17 protein-coding genes are annotated in these 13,674 nt (G+C 36.4%); 13 read left to right on the top strand and 4 right to left on the bottom strand.

Annotated features, from left to right (window positions below; translation table 11 throughout):
* Positions 1 to 24 precede the first annotated feature (24 nt).
* From V2145_RS06855 to V2145_RS06870, 4 genes are all read left to right on the top strand, one after another.
* Entirely contained in the window at positions 25 to 339 is a 315-nt protein-coding gene (locus V2145_RS06855; RefSeq protein WP_131887909.1) for a PadR family transcriptional regulator, read from the top strand.
* On the top strand, positions 336 to 1,520 hold the full coding sequence (gene chrA, locus V2145_RS06860; protein WP_330987434.1) for a chromate efflux transporter: 1,185 nt from the start codon (positions 336 to 338) through the stop codon (positions 1,518 to 1,520). Before V2145_RS06855 ends, chrA begins: the two co-directional genes overlap by 4 nt.
* 78 nt (positions 1,521 to 1,598) lie before the next feature.
* Positions 1,599 to 1,757 carry a hypothetical protein gene (locus V2145_RS06865; protein ID WP_165932569.1) on the top strand — a complete coding sequence of 53 codons (159 nt, stop codon included), beginning with the start codon at positions 1,599 to 1,601 and terminating at the stop codon, positions 1,755 to 1,757.
* Positions 1,758 to 1,854: 97 nt separating this feature from the next.
* A complete protein-coding gene (locus tag V2145_RS06870) occupies positions 1,855 to 2,805 on the top strand; it encodes a sporulation protein (protein ID WP_131887907.1) in 951 nt (316 codons plus the stop codon).
* A 31-nt stretch (positions 2,806 to 2,836) separates the two neighbouring features.
* On the opposite strand, the gene V2145_RS06875 is transcribed toward V2145_RS06870, so the two are convergent.
* On the bottom strand, positions 2,837 to 4,177 hold the full coding sequence (locus tag V2145_RS06875) for a hemolysin family protein (RefSeq protein ID WP_311857600.1): 1,341 nt from the start codon (positions 4,175 to 4,177) through the stop codon (positions 2,837 to 2,839).
* A gap of 151 nt (positions 4,178 to 4,328) precedes the next feature.
* Here V2145_RS06875 and V2145_RS06880 point away from each other — a divergent pair, with 151 nt between their 5' ends.
* Complete coding sequence (locus V2145_RS06880; RefSeq protein ID WP_179289204.1) at positions 4,329 to 5,072, top strand: YwqG family protein; 744 nt, start codon at positions 4,329 to 4,331, stop codon at positions 5,070 to 5,072.
* 105 nt (positions 5,073 to 5,177) lie between these two features.
* Here V2145_RS06880 and V2145_RS06885 read toward each other — a convergent pair whose 3' ends face one another.
* Positions 5,178 to 5,810 carry a spore coat protein gene (locus V2145_RS06885; RefSeq protein WP_311857603.1) on the bottom strand — a complete coding sequence of 211 codons (633 nt, stop codon included), beginning with the start codon at positions 5,808 to 5,810 and terminating at the stop codon, positions 5,178 to 5,180.
* A gap of 176 nt (positions 5,811 to 5,986) precedes the next feature.
* Between V2145_RS06885 and V2145_RS06890 the strand changes: the two genes are divergently transcribed.
* Complete coding sequence (locus V2145_RS06890; RefSeq protein WP_311857605.1) at positions 5,987 to 6,538, top strand: hypothetical protein; 552 nt, start codon at positions 5,987 to 5,989, stop codon at positions 6,536 to 6,538.
* 18 nt (positions 6,539 to 6,556) lie between these two features.
* Here the strand turns inward: V2145_RS06890 and V2145_RS06895 are convergent, their stop codons facing one another.
* Positions 6,557 to 7,003 carry a Dps family protein gene (locus V2145_RS06895; RefSeq protein ID WP_311857608.1) on the bottom strand — a complete coding sequence of 149 codons (447 nt, stop codon included), beginning with the start codon at positions 7,001 to 7,003 and terminating at the stop codon, positions 6,557 to 6,559.
* A gap of 170 nt (positions 7,004 to 7,173) precedes the next feature.
* Here V2145_RS06895 and V2145_RS06900 point away from each other — a divergent pair, with 170 nt between their 5' ends.
* The 6 genes from V2145_RS06900 to V2145_RS06925 all read left to right on the top strand — a co-directional run bounded on the left by V2145_RS06900 (position 7,174) and on the right by V2145_RS06925 (position 11,496).
* A complete protein-coding gene (locus V2145_RS06900) occupies positions 7,174 to 7,449 on the top strand; it encodes a Fe-S cluster assembly protein HesB (RefSeq protein WP_094910434.1) in 276 nt (91 codons plus the stop codon).
* 123 nt (positions 7,450 to 7,572) lie between these two features.
* A complete protein-coding gene (locus V2145_RS06905) occupies positions 7,573 to 7,749 on the top strand; it encodes a hypothetical protein (protein WP_165932567.1) in 177 nt (58 codons plus the stop codon).
* 653 nt (positions 7,750 to 8,402) lie between these two features.
* Complete coding sequence (locus tag V2145_RS06910; protein ID WP_094910433.1) at positions 8,403 to 8,633, top strand: hypothetical protein; 231 nt, start codon at positions 8,403 to 8,405, stop codon at positions 8,631 to 8,633.
* A gap of 26 nt (positions 8,634 to 8,659) precedes the next feature.
* Complete coding sequence (locus tag V2145_RS06915; RefSeq protein WP_311857610.1) at positions 8,660 to 9,757, top strand: GerAB/ArcD/ProY family transporter; 1,098 nt, start codon at positions 8,660 to 8,662, stop codon at positions 9,755 to 9,757.
* A gap of 127 nt (positions 9,758 to 9,884) precedes the next feature.
* Positions 9,885 to 10,430, top strand: coding sequence for a copper resistance CopC family protein (locus V2145_RS06920; protein ID WP_094910431.1), 546 nt, complete (start codon positions 9,885 to 9,887; stop codon positions 10,428 to 10,430).
* A 4-nt stretch (positions 10,431 to 10,434) separates the two neighbouring features.
* Complete coding sequence (locus V2145_RS06925; protein ID WP_330987435.1) at positions 10,435 to 11,496, top strand: copper resistance D family protein; 1,062 nt, start codon at positions 10,435 to 10,437, stop codon at positions 11,494 to 11,496.
* A 14-nt stretch (positions 11,497 to 11,510) separates the two neighbouring features.
* Here the strand turns inward: V2145_RS06925 and V2145_RS06930 are convergent, their stop codons facing one another.
* Complete coding sequence (locus tag V2145_RS06930; RefSeq protein WP_210610625.1) at positions 11,511 to 11,708, bottom strand: spore germination protein; 198 nt, start codon at positions 11,706 to 11,708, stop codon at positions 11,511 to 11,513.
* Positions 11,709 to 11,866: 158 nt separating this feature from the next.
* Here V2145_RS06930 and V2145_RS06935 point away from each other — a divergent pair, with 158 nt between their 5' ends.
* Complete coding sequence (locus tag V2145_RS06935; protein ID WP_330987436.1) at positions 11,867 to 13,600, top strand: ABC transporter ATP-binding protein; 1,734 nt, start codon at positions 11,867 to 11,869, stop codon at positions 13,598 to 13,600.
* Positions 13,601 to 13,674 lie beyond the last annotated feature (74 nt).

Genomic DNA, 13,674 nt, shown 5'->3' on the forward strand with positions numbered 1-13,674 from the left:
TGATATTGGATAAGGGGGATCCTTATGTTACGCGAATTCTTTTTGGGAAGTATTAAAATCCATATTTTGTACCATGCCAGCATCGAGCCAATTTACGGGTCATATATGATTGAAGAGCTGCACTCCCACGGTTACGATATTAGTCCTGGAACCATTTATCCTACGCTTCATCATTTGGAGAAAGATGGGCTTTTAATAAAAGAAGAACGAACTGTAAAAGGGAAAATTCGTAAATATTATACGATTACCGAAAAAGGTCAAGAGGTGCTTGAAGGTGCAAAAGAGCAAATTCGTGAATTAGCAAGAGAAGTATTAAAAGAAGGAGAGGATACATCATGAATCAATCAGTGTTTCGAAGGTGGATTGAAATCTTACTTATTTCGACTAAGCTTGGCTTAACCTCCTTTGGTGGGCCCATTGCGCATCTAGGATACTTCAGAGAAGAGTACGTAAAAAAGAGAAAGTGGCTTGACGAAAAAAGTTATGCTGATTTAATTGCTTTATGTCAATTTTTACCTGGTCCAGCAAGCAGCCAAGTAGGCATTTCGATTGGAATGATGCGCGGTGGTATTTTTGGAGGCGTGCTGTCATGGATAGGTTTTACGATGCCTTCAGTTATTGTACTTATTTTGTTTGCATATTTAGTACAAGGATTCGACGCTTCAAGTGCAGGCTGGATTAATGGCCTAAAGATTGTTGCTGTTGCGGTAGTGGCCCAAGCGGTTCTTGGCATGGGGAAAAACTTAGCCCCAGACAGACCACGTATTACAATGGCTATACTCGCAGCGCTAATTACTTTATTTTTTCCAAGTGCAATTGGACAAATTGGAACCATCATCGCTGCGGGGATAGTAGGGTATGTTCTATATAAAGAAATAAAAATGGATGATGTGCAAGACATGCCTATTACAATCAGCCGAAAAGTTGGCGCATTGGCATGGATTGTATTTATAGCGTTATTAGTAGGATTACCACTTTTGCGTACTGCATTTCCTACTGTTTGGATGGGCATAATTGATATTTACTATCGAGTTGGTTCGATTGTTTTTGGAGGCGGCCATGTTGTTCTCCCGATGCTAGAACGTGAAGTTGTACCAATTGGCATGGTAACAGAATCTGAATTTTTAGCTGGATACGGTGCAACGCAAGCAGTCCCAGGTCCTTTATTTACGTTTGCCAGTTATCTTGGAACGGTAACGGCTGGTTGGTCTGGTGCTTTAGTTGCAACTGCGGCAATGTTTCTACCGTCATTCTTGCTTGTTCTCGGCACCTTACCATTTTGGAACGTTCTTCGCAAAAAGCCAAGCGTACGAGCAGCTTTAATGGGCGTAAATGCAGCTGTTGTAGGAATCTTACTTGCAGCGTTATATGATCCAGTTTTTACTAGTGCAATCAAAACAACGCCAGACTTTGCATTAGCGCTTGTCGCTTTTGGTTTATTAATGTACTGGAAAGTAGCTCCCTGGATTGTTGTACTTGCAACTGCACTGGGTGGGTATCTACTATCAATTTTTTTCTAGTACCAATGAATATTCACTTCTAACTGGGCGGATGCATAGAATAGAGAACTATAAGCTATATCTGAGGGGGAAATGCCCATGAAGTGGCTTGAGGAATTACTACTTGATGAGGAAATCATGGCTCAATTAATTAGAACGATTGGTGTTAGCATTATTGTCATTGGCTACATTGTTTTGTTTATTGGTGAAGTAAGTGACCTTAACGTTTTACAAAAAATGAGAGAGATAGCAGTGTGAAAAAGTTCTCAGAGTGAGAACTTTTTTTGTTGAAACTTATATAAAAAGTGTTCGTATATAGTAAAGTAAGTGTAAGGAATTCAAAAGGGGGATTATCATGTTAAAGAAAATATTTGCAAAGATGGGTGTCGGCGCTGCAAAAGTCGACCTCATTTTGAACGAAAGTACATATACATTAGGTGAGCACGTAGAAGGAAAAATCAAAGTCCAAGGTGGTAAAGTTGAGCAGCACATTAATCTTATAAATGTAGAACTATGGCTGGAAATGCGCGGCCGTAACGGGGAGTTTCATACTCATAAAGTGACCAGTATCCCAACCGTTTCTTCTTTTCTAATTAGAGAAGGAGAAGAGCAGGAATGGGGATTTAAATATGAGTTACCAATGAATATTCCCATTTCAGCAAGCAATTGCAGCTACTTCTTTCAAACGCATTTAGATATTGAAGGTGGAGCAGATGCAAAAGATCGAGATGCTATTCGTATTAAAGCGCCTGAGACACTGTATCAGTTTGTCGAGGCGCTTGAAAGCTTAGGATTTAGAGAAAAGCATCAATCTGGCCAGTTTAACGGTTATAAACAAGAGTTTGAGTTTTTTCCAACATCTCAATTTCAAAGCCGTATTCGTGAATTAGAGTTTGAGGTGGCCATAGAAGATAAAGGCCTTCGTATTTTGCTTGAACTTGATTTACCAGGCTTTGGTCGAGAACGTGAAATAAAGCAAGAGATTTATTTGTCGAAGGAAGAATTAGGGAACGGTACGAAGCTTCATCAATCATTACACCAAATTATTGAAGAGATGATTAACAATCCAACTAACTATGAATACTTTCAGCCTTCTCATTATCAAAAGGGCCAGTATAAAAGAGGCATGAGTGGTCTTGGAGGTGCTATGGGAGGGTTTGCAGCTGGTATGCTAGGTGGTATGCTTTTAGGAGAATTGATGGATGATATGTTTGAAGACGTGGCATTTGATGACATACAAGAAGACATAGAAGACAGTGAGGATCTCTTTGATAGTGATTTATTTGGCGGAGAAGACGAGTGGTAATAAAAAAGTAAAGGATGAAACCTCAAATGGTTCATCCTTCTTTTTGTTTACCGTTACCACTACTTGAAGAAGGTGTTTTTCGTTTCTTCACTTCTACGTATTTGATATGGAAATCTTCTATGACTAACACTTTGAAATAAAAATCATCATGTTGTACAATATCGTTTTTCCCAACATCGAATCGTTCAGTTAGCACCCAACCAGCAATTGTATCTACTTCCTTATCGCTAATATCTGTGCCAAGTAAATCATTTACTTCACTAATCAACATTTTACCATCTAAAATATAATGATTTTCTTTAATTTTCTGGACGTATGGAATTTCGTCAGCATCAAACTCATCACGAATTTCACCTACAATCTCTTCAACAATGTCCTCAATTGTAACGAGGCCGGCTGTACCACCATATTCATCAAATAAAATAGCCATCTGTACCCGATCTTTTTGCATTTTCACTAATAAATCATGAATTGGAACGGTTTCAATTACTTTTAAAATCGGCTTTACATAAGATTCTAAAGTGTTTGTGCCATCTTTTTGGTTAAATACAATATCATTGTAAATTTCTTTAATATTTACAAGTCCAACCACTTTATCTTTGTCACCATCTTCAATAATTGGATACCGAGTATATTTTTCCACATTTGCAACTTGAAGAAAAACTTCTACAATATCATCTTTTGATGCAGTTATAATCTCAGTACGAGGGACCATTACTTCTTTCGCCAAGCGATCATCAAAATCAAAGATTTTATTCATATACTTATACTCAGACTGGTTAATCTCTCCGCCTTTTAAGCTTTCAGAAAGTAAAATCCGAATTTCTTCTTCACTATGAGCTACCTCATGTTCAGAAGCAGGCTGTAATCCAAACATACGAGTAAGAAGCTGTGCTGACCCATTTAAGGCTTTAATAAATGGATACATAATTTTATAAAACCAAATAATTGGTTTAGAAAATAATAAAGTAATTCGTTCCGACATTTGAATAGCGAATGTTTTGGGTGCTAGTTCACCTACCACTACATGTAAAAATGTAATAATAACAAATGCGATAACAAATGACAAAATGCCTGCTAAGCGTTCATTAATATTGAAATCGTTAAAAAGGGGATGGAGGATTCGTTCAAGCGTTGGTTCGCCAAGCCAACCAAGGCCGAGAGCTGTAATGGTAATTCCAAGCTGGCAAGCAGATAGATATTCGTCAAGATGCGTGATAACATGCTTAGCTGCTATTGCCTTTTTATTTCCTTCATCAACAAGCTGATTAATACGAGAGCTTCTCACCTTTACAATTGCGAACTCAGTTGCTACAAAAAAGGCGGTTAAGCCAATTAAGAGAGCAACGAGAAAAAGATTTAAAATCGTCAAAGTTTCACCACCTATTCAGTACGTGTATATAGTAAGTGTTATCTAAACGATTAAAGAACATGTATTGAAACAATGCCCAGCACGGTTTGAAAAAGAGAAAGTAGCGTTTTCATTTATGGGTTTGTGCTATACTAGCCTAGAGGTGAAAGAAATGAATATATTGGATAATTTAATCTTAAAACATGGACTTCAAACACTAAAGGAAGAGATATATAGCTCTTTGTATACATGCATTATGGTACATCCCACTCGTGCTGAAGAACTTAACATTGGTACATCAAAATTAGGAGGATATCCAGACTTACCGCCAGAGTTTTGCTGGCCTGAAAAGGATGGGGAATACCTACAGTTTATTGGTCAAATTAATTTATCTCAGCTAGAAGGTACGTGGAAGAAAGACTTTCTTCTTCCTGAAACTGGCTATTTGTACTTCTTTTACGACGGTGAAGCATATGGCGAAGAAGATCAACAAAATGGTTGGCGCGTACTTTTTTATGAAGGCTCAGCAAAGAATTTAAGTACAATAAAAGTAGACGTTTCAAATGTATACTCACAGTGTGAGGTACAGTTTAGTTATGATATTCGTCTTGGAGATACATATATAGAAGACGATCAGTTGTATGATCAATTCGATGCTCTTATGTTAGAAATTAATGGTAATATTCCATTTCATCAAATTGGAGGAACGACGTGGAACATCCAAGGGGATGTCTTGGAAGAATGTGAAGATTTTTCTGGTAGAAAAGGCGATTGGCAGTTATTGTTTCAAATTGATTCTGACGACCAACTTAATATGATGTGGGGGGACGTTGGAATTTTATACTATTGTATTGAGAGGCAAGCTCTTGCAAAAAAGCAGTTTGAAAACACATGGCTAATCATGCAATGTTCATAAGACAAGCACCTCCTGGGTTATGCATTATTTAGACACAATTCAGGGGGTGCTTTTTCCTTTGTCTTATTTAATTAGGTCTTTCCAGTACTAAAAAGAAGGCGGTTTTTAATGTAACGTTTTATTGTTTGGAAGCTCTGGGGATTGTGTAGCTTTTGCAAACCCTTGCGTCATTTGCTGCATATCTTGAGCAGCTAGCTGCGGTACTTGATAGTTATGACGCTTGTTTTGATAGTGAGCTACTTCATATGCCATCTCAATCCAATTAGGAACGCTATCAGCGAATAAACGACGCACAATAGGGTTTGTGATTTCAAGCGCGGTCATGGTAACGAGTGAAGCATGACCTTTTAATAATCCTAGCATATGTCCTGAAATTCCCTTGTCGCTAATGTCGTTAATCGATTGATTTGGCTTTTTAGGTTGGCCAGCTTTCAAACCGTATACAAAATCGTTTGTTTCTGCCATATTGTAGGTTTGCGTTGGGCTAGAAGGGTCTTGCCCAGTTGAAAAAGATTCTACAATGCGGTTGTAGTCTTCTAAAATAAAGCCATATTGACGGTCTAACATTTGTTTTAACTCTTCATCTTGAATGTATTGTCGAAACATCATAAATTGATCTAAAACATTGATCATACCAGCTAGCGTTTCGTGAACATCAAAGAGTTCGTGTCCTCCGTGATTCATCGCTTGTGGCACCTTACCAGTATGCATATTTATATGTGTTTGTTCGTGGTTCATATTCATCCTCCTACTAAATAAATAAATACGTTGTTTAGTGTAAAGAATCGAAGCATCTTTATACGTGTAAAAAGAAAAATTATTGAAACGTTTTAGATTTTATTGATGATATCAAAGGAATTTTACAACACATATCGAATATGAACTTTAACTTTAAGGATTGGAGATATAGCTTAATGAATGAGTTAATGGCATGGTCGGAGCAACTACAAGCAGAAGCAACAAGTTTATTGGAAGAATATCAGCTTTTACACTTATGCAAACAATATGGTAATCCTCTCATTGCAGGTAGCTTTGATTTAAATGTTATGGTGTTTCGTCATCTTGATGTTTACATTGGAAGCGATAAGGTTATTGAAGACTTATTCTTCGCTCTTGGTAAAGACCTAGCAATAAGAATGAATCCTGTTAAAATGGTGTTTGTTGGTAATAAGGACGAAGAAGAAGGGATGACATGGTCTATATACGCAAATGTTGAAGGGCATGAATGGAAAATTAATATTAATGTTGTTGCTGAAGCAGTCATACAGCAAATGCTTCAAAAACAGCAAAAGCTAAAAGCGAAAATGACAGAGAAGAAAAGAGAGCATATTTTATTTTTTAAACAGCAGAGTGGTTATAATCGCTATTACAAAAGTGCGCATGTCTATGAAGCAGTCTTGGTAGAAGATGTTCAAGATGATATGACATTTTTTAAATGGCTACAACATAAAAAACGAGCCCAGTAAAGTAGGCTCGTCTTTTATTTATACTAATTCTTTTGCGGGCAAAGAAGCGTTAAGCATCCAAATATGCTTTTCAAGGCGACCAACTGTTCCGATGAATAAATCAGCAGTAACATGATCATGTGCTTCTTCAGCAATTTTAATTCCCATTTTAAGCTGTTGAACAAGAAGTTGATAATCCTTACTAACAGCTTCAACCATTTCACGAGCAGTTTGCTCGTTTCCTTCTTCACTTAGAGTAGCCAAGCTTAAAAATTCTTTTAGCGTAGCTACAGGCTGTCCACCAATTGCTAGCAATCGCTCTGCATATTCATCTATATCCGCAGCAGTTTCTGTATATAGTTCCTCAAATTTCTCATGAAGAGTAAAGAACTGAGGTCCTTTTACATACCAATGAAAGCGATGAAGTTTCGTGTAAAGTACGTTTAAATTAGCGATCTGTTGATTTACTAGTTGTTCTAAATTCATTTGTTTAGCCTCCTAATAATGTAGCTTATATATAAATTATATCATTTATTATATTATAATCAATACTTATTTATAATTATTATAATTTAGAAATAAACCTTTTTTAAAAGAGAAGTCTTGAAGGGTTATGTTAAGATATCTAAGAGAATATAGTAAAAGGAAGAGATTAAATGATTATTACAAATGAAGCAAAAGCGTTAATTGAGGAAATTTTATCTGAACAAGAAATCGAAGGTATTCGTCTTTACTTTAAAGGAATCAGCTGTGATATCCCCAATATTGGATTGTCTTTTGAAGAAGCTCAACAAAACGATGAGCTGCAAGTTATTAACGGTATACTAGTAGCAATTGAAGAAGCAATCTTACCCTATACGAAAGAACTTTTACTAGACGTTCATACAACACCATACGGACCTGGTTTAGCTTTAGTAGGTGCCAAAGATTAATAAGTAAAGGTTTTGAAAAAATGCTGATAAATAATTTGTTAGAATATCTGACAAATATGTTGGAATAATGGAAAAATATTGTTTTACTTAATTTAAGCGTTAATGAAAACGAGGGGGGATTACATGCTTCTTTCTCATCATGTAACGGTTGAACAACGTAAAAAAATTAAACATTTTAAACAGCTAATTCGAGACTCGCGTTCAGCAAATGAACGTGTGATGTATCAGCAGCAGTTAAATCAATTTGTTGAGCGACTGTTTATTGAGAATCGTCTTCAGCGTCATGGAGAACACAAGTAAATAAAGAGGTTGGGACATAAGTACTTCAGTAAATAACCTATCCGGACTATCACGAGTTATATACTTTTTGATAGTTCGGATATTTTTTTATTGCTTTAGAAAATAATAAAAATAGTGGAATGTAGTGTAAGGAACTTGATTCCTTCAGGACTTAGAAGGACAGTCGGAGACCCCCTAGCGCATTGGAACAAGCTTATTTTAAATCCTTACGATGATAGAAATGTAGTGATTCGTCTTTTGGGAAAAACATTTTAGTATGTTCTACATTTTTTTAGGTATTATTTCACTATCTTTTGAAAGCGTTTTCTATTATCGTTATAGTATGATCTGTTTCAATATAACATGTATAAAATGCGTTCTAAAAAGCAAGAAGGAGTGGCTTGTATGAATAAAAATGGAAACTTCTTACTGGGCTTACTATGGGGAACGTCTTTGAGTATTCCGCTTTGGCTTTCTTTCTTTGGGTGGTTAAAACTATTATTAAAGATCAGCTTATGAAATCAAAATCTAATGGACACGTTAATAAGTTGCTAGATTATCGACTAGATACAAATCAGTATCTAGTCTTTTTATTTTAATAAATATTTTTTTGTGTATTTTTTTGTGTTAGAGAAATGCTATTAATAACTAGGATGAAGAAGGAGAGAAGGAAGATGAAGTTACTGATTGGCATTTTATTTTTAAGCGGTATTATTGTGGCGATTGAGCTTCCTTCTTTGTTAAAAAAAGGGCAGAAAAAAGAACTTTATTTATTTTCTTTCTTTTTACTTTTTAGCATGACTCTAAACATTTTACATAGCATGCACTTTCCGCTCCCTAATCCGTTAGATTGGCTGAGTGCAATCTTCAAGCCTTTTAACCACCTAATTGTAAATGAGAGATGAGGTGACGTGCTATTACAAAAGTAGACATGCAGAAAGAGTCAGTGATTATTAGCTCCAAGCAGTTTTTTATTATTTCAATTATGTTTCTTGTAGGAGATGGGATTTTATATGTTCCTACTATTGTTGCTACATCAGCGAAAGAAGACAGTTGGATAGTTGGTATCATTAGTATTATAGAAACACTCTTAATCGTATGGGGCTATGCCCGGCTAGCTAATGGCATGAAAAATCAGTCCCTACCAGACTATTTGGAAAAAGAGGTTGGGAAATGGAGCGCAAAATTACTTCTATTGTTTTTTATCGCGTACATACTGGTTGACATTGGGTTAATGGTATATGAAATTGGCTCCTTCCTCATTACAATTATTTTGCCGGAAACACCTATTGAAAGTATCGCTTTGGCTCTTCTCGTTGTTATTTCCTTTGGTGTCAAGCTTGGGATAGAAACGATGTCTAGAGCATCGGAAATTTTATTTCCATGGTTTTTTGGTTTATTTATTTTGCTAATAGCATTCAATATCCCTAATGTTCACTTAGAAAACTTTCAGCCGTTTTTACAGAAAGGTTCCGCTCCAATTTTCGAAGCCAATATGCAGCTTCTTCCTTATGTATTTGAAATGAGTATCTTAATTGCGATTTTTCCATTTGTAAGAAATTCAAAAGCAGCTACAAAAGCATATGTACTAGGTAGTACAGGTGGAGTGTTAATGCTATCGATTGTGATTGTGATTGCTCTTTTAGTATTTGGTGTTCAAACAATGACGTCTGAAGTATTCCCAAGCTATTTACTGGGGCAGGAAATCAGTATCGGAGGGTTTTTTCAGCGTATTGAAGTTATTATGGCAATTATCTGGTTTATTAGCGTGTTTTTTAAGGTGGCTTTTTGTTTTCTTATCTTTAACTTTTTGCTAACGTCAGTAGTAGGAATAGAAGATCACCGTTTGCTGACACTACCGCTTGCTTTCTCTTTTATACCACTTTGCCTAGCGTTTGTTCCCAATACTGTCTACCTTGTTGATTTTATAGTAACAACATGGTTGTCATATTCAGCTATGTGTGGTGTGCTGTTACCGTTTTTAATTGGAGGATTTATCATGTTGAAAAAACAGCTACACAAACAATGACGGAAATATAGTTGTGAATTTTTTGTAGCAAAATTGTGTTGTTTATTGAGAATAGGATAAGAAAAACGTAAACTTGGTAATGGATAATAAGAAATACATAAGAAAACGCAAATGAAGGTGAAAATTAATGAAAAAATTAATAATGTGTTTATTGGTAATGTTATTTACTCTTCCAACGGTGAGCTTTGCACATACGCATGTTCAAACAACCGTACCTGAGAATGGAGCAACGGTTACGTCTCCGCTAACTGAAATTAAACTTAGTTTTGAGACGCATATTGAAAAAGTAAGTACAATGACTGTGAAAAAAGATGGACAAGAACTTACTATTGATGCACAGGAAGTATCAGGTCATGATTTAACAGGTACATTTCAAGAGCCGCTTCCAAATGGAGAGTATGAAGTGAAATGGAACATTGTAGGAGAAGATGGACATGTCATGGAAGATGCAATTTCATTTACTGTGAATGTGGCTGAAGACGAAGCACTACCTGAGAATAAAGAAACACAAAAAGAGCCTGCTACAGAAGAAGCTGAAAAAAGCAGCTCTTCGGATGAGCAAACAAAAGCTGAATCAACAAACGAAAATTCATCTTTCTTCGTTATCATGATTGTAGCAGTACTTATCGTCGCAGTAGCACTTATCTTTGTGTTTAGAAAAAAGAAAGGCTGATTTAATGCCAATAGTTTTACCATTATTTGAATGGCTAACGTATATTAGCTTAGCGTTGTTACTCGGTACAGCAGTTTTACAGTATGTTTCTGAAGAAAATAAGCCTATTTTAAGCATATCTAGTAAGTGGTTAATTGCCAGTGCTCTTACGGTAGGGATTTTTTCTATAGGCCCAGCTTTAGAAATTGTGCTTGCATTTTCAAAAATTAGAGGTTTTTCAGATACTCTTCAGGTGGTATTGTTTGGAAGTAAAACAGGTCATGCATGGTTGATTGTTGTACTTTGTTCCATGTTATTGATTCTTACAATTGTTGTAAAAAGTCATCCTCATATCTATACATTACTAACTATTGGTCTAGTGGTAGGGGTTTCTTATGCTGGTCACGCCGCATCAATATCACCGGTAAACGGTATGCTTTCACATTTCCTTCACGTACTGTTTGTTGGTCTTTGGAGCGGAGTTATTTTAACGGTTTCATTCTTTATAAAAAAACCTGTGAATTGGAAAGCTTTTTTAACATGGTTTACGCCTTTTGCGATTGGATGTTTTATTTTACTTTCACTAAGTGGAGTAATTGCTATGCTTATTATAGTAGGGCTGCCTAACTACGTAAATTCATGGTCGACAAACTATGGACAAGGTTTATTACTTAAGCAAATAAGCATTATTTTATTAGTTGCGTTTGCAGTAATCAATGGTATCTTGCTTCGTAAAGTGAAAAACTCACATACTTTTCGCCCAACTGGATGGCTACGAGTTGAAGCGGTGACCTTGCTGATTATTTTCTTTATAACAGGCGTGATGGTCAATCAATCACCGCCTACGAATCTGCAACATGCAGAAGCAAATTCTCTGCTTCCGTTTATTTATGGTCAGCCTATTACTTTACCAATTACGTTTCAGTTTACAATTGTAGGCGCGATTTTCTCGTTTTTAGCAATCTTTTTTCTTGCATATATCTTTGTGATTTTTTACAAAAAAATAAATGCTTGGTTTAGCTTGCTAAGTGGAACACTATTTGTATTTTCTTTATACATTGCTATGATTACAAGCATTTCCTTTTAATGAAAAAAAGGCTTTCAACGTTGTTTGAAAGTCTTTTTTCGTTGCGGTAATCTTTCAGCTGATTGGTTATTATCAGCTGGTTCATCACCTGTTGTGGGGGGGCCGCTATTTTCTTTTGAGTTAGTGAAAGGAGAAATATAGCATACGTCACCAAAATTAACGATTCCACCGGTGATTTTTCCAATATATACGGATTTAATCCAAACGGGCATAACCATCAACCTTTCTTGAACACTCTTTATATCTTATGACAAGCTGTTGTATCAGGTATAGACAAGTGTAAAGGGAAAGCAAATATTTCTATATTTGCTTTCATTTCGTGTACAATAGAAACGGAAAAAGTAGAAATTAAAAAGATAGAAGGTAAATTATGAACAAATATAAAGAAGCTAAAACGAACTTTTCATTTAAAAAGCTTTGGAGACTAACGGATCCATCAAAAGGAAAGCTGAGTATCTCTTTACTTTTTGCACTAGTAAATACAGGAGCTTCTCTTGTTATCCCTCTTATGATTAAAGATTTGATGGATACAATTAATAGCGGTGTATCTAAACAAATGGTTGCAGCTTTAGTAGGCTTATTTGTTATTCAAATGATCACGAGTGCCTTATCTCTATATCTTCTGGCCCAAGTGGGTCAAGGTGTAGTTGAGAAGCTGCGTACGACCATTTGGGATAAGCTTGTTAAACTGCCGGTTTCGTTTTATGACCGCAACCGATCTGGCGAAATGGTGAGTCGAATTACAAATGATACAACCATTGTGATGAACTTGCTATCGACAGAAATGATAGAATTTGTTAAAAATATTTTATCGATTAGTATATCAATTATTATTTTGTTTACGTTAGATGTTCCGATGACGCTCATTTTGCTAGCTGTTATCCCGATAATGTTTTTACTTGTTATGCCGCTTGCACGAAAGATTCATAAAATTTCTCGTGAGCAGCAGGATAAAATGTCAAAGCTCACGGCATTTTTAGCTCAAATGCTTAGTGAAATACGCTTAATTAAAGTATCCAGCTCTGAGAAGAAAGAAATTGAAGAAGGGAAGCGCTCGTTCCACTCACTTTTTTTATTTGGGATACGCCGTGCAAAGATTGAAGCAATTATAACGCCGATTATTAGTACGGTGATGACAAGCGTTATGATTGCAATTGTAGGGTTTGGTGCATATCGCGTTAGCCAAGGGTTTATTAGTGCAGGAGAGCTAGTAGCGTTTGTTCTTTATCTCTTTCAAATTATGGTGCCTGTTGGTTCACTTACTCGCTTTATTACAAGTTTCCAACAAACGAAAGGTGCATCAGAGCGTATTTTTGCTATTCTAGAAGAAAAAGAAGAGTCTTTTCAAGACGGACAACAAGTCAAACGTATTGGTGAGTTAACGTTTAAAGACGTTGCATTTAAATACGAGGAAAAATTGGTGTTGAAAAACATTTCATTTTCAGCTCAAAAAGGCAAAGTGACGGCGTTAGTTGGTCCAAGTGGCGCTGGGAAATCAACCGTTTTTTCACTGCTTGAGCGTTTTTATGCCCCATCTTCTGGCCAAATTCTATTAGAGGATACAGATAGCCGAGCAATTAATCTCAGAGCGTGGCGCCAGCTGTTTAGTTATGTACAGCAAGACTCGCCGATTTTAGCAGGAACAATTCGTGAAAACCTAACGTATGGGCTAGAGAGAACAATTTCAGATGCTGAAATTGTTGAAGCAACGAAACAGGCAAATGCTCATGAGTTTATTACTAATTTTGATGATGGATATGATACAATGCTTGGTGAAAGAGGAGTAAACTTATCTGGAGGTCAGCGTCAACGGATTGCGATTGCAAGAGCATTGCTTCGCAATCCTCAATTCTTACTTCTTGATGAAGCGACGGCAAGCCTTGATTCCGAGTCTGAAAAGCTTGTCCAAGAGTCGCTTGAGCGAGTCATGAAGGGGCGAACTTCCCTTGTCATTGCACACCGGTTATCTACGGTGATAAATGCTGATCAAATCGTAGTAATTGAAGATGGAGAAGTAACGGGGAAGGGGACACACGAAGAGCTTCTAAGCACGCACAGCTTTTATCGCCGCTTGGTTCAACAGCAGTTCCAAACAGAATCTTGATAATGTAGAAGAAGCGTACTAGCGTGCTAGTGCGCTTTTTTTAGTGGAAAACCACTATCTTTGTCGAAGCTATT

The organism is Priestia sp. GS2 (assembly GCF_036409025.1).
Lineage (GTDB): Bacteria > Bacillota > Bacilli > Bacillales > Bacillaceae_H > Priestia > Priestia aryabhattai_A.

Bases quoted from the DNA above. Each gene is read 5' to 3' on its own strand.
- V2145_RS06870 (WP_131887907.1), top strand. From the start codon at position 1,855: ATGTTAAAGAAAATATTTGCAAAGATGGGTGTCGGCGCTGCAAAAGTC.
- V2145_RS06905 (WP_165932567.1), top strand. From the start codon at position 7,573: ATGCTTCTTTCTCATCATGTAACGGTTGAACAACGTAAAAAAATTAAA.
- V2145_RS06865 (WP_165932569.1), top strand. From the start codon at position 1,599: ATGAAGTGGCTTGAGGAATTACTACTTGATGAGGAAATCATGGCTCAA.
- V2145_RS06900 (WP_094910434.1), top strand. From the start codon at position 7,174: ATGATTATTACAAATGAAGCAAAAGCGTTAATTGAGGAAATTTTATCT.
- V2145_RS06920 (WP_094910431.1), top strand. From the start codon at position 9,885: ATGAAAAAATTAATAATGTGTTTATTGGTAATGTTATTTACTCTTCCA.
- V2145_RS06935 (WP_330987436.1), top strand. From the start codon at position 11,867: ATGAACAAATATAAAGAAGCTAAAACGAACTTTTCATTTAAAAAGCTT.
- V2145_RS06930 (WP_210610625.1), bottom strand. From the start codon at position 11,708: ATGCCCGTTTGGATTAAATCCGTATATATTGGAAAAATCACCGGTGGA.
- chrA (WP_330987434.1), top strand. From the start codon at position 336: ATGAATCAATCAGTGTTTCGAAGGTGGATTGAAATCTTACTTATTTCG.
- V2145_RS06895 (WP_311857608.1), bottom strand. From the start codon at position 7,003: ATGAATTTAGAACAACTAGTAAATCAACAGATCGCTAATTTAAACGTA.
- V2145_RS06885 (WP_311857603.1), bottom strand. From the start codon at position 5,810: ATGAACCACGAACAAACACATATAAATATGCATACTGGTAAGGTGCCA.
- V2145_RS06890 (WP_311857605.1), top strand. From the start codon at position 5,987: ATGAATGAGTTAATGGCATGGTCGGAGCAACTACAAGCAGAAGCAACA.
- V2145_RS06880 (WP_179289204.1), top strand. From the start codon at position 4,329: ATGAATATATTGGATAATTTAATCTTAAAACATGGACTTCAAACACTA.
- V2145_RS06925 (WP_330987435.1), top strand. From the start codon at position 10,435: ATGCCAATAGTTTTACCATTATTTGAATGGCTAACGTATATTAGCTTA.
- V2145_RS06910 (WP_094910433.1), top strand. From the start codon at position 8,403: ATGAAGTTACTGATTGGCATTTTATTTTTAAGCGGTATTATTGTGGCG.
- V2145_RS06855 (WP_131887909.1), top strand. From the start codon at position 25: ATGTTACGCGAATTCTTTTTGGGAAGTATTAAAATCCATATTTTGTAC.
- V2145_RS06915 (WP_311857610.1), top strand. From the start codon at position 8,660: ATGCAGAAAGAGTCAGTGATTATTAGCTCCAAGCAGTTTTTTATTATT.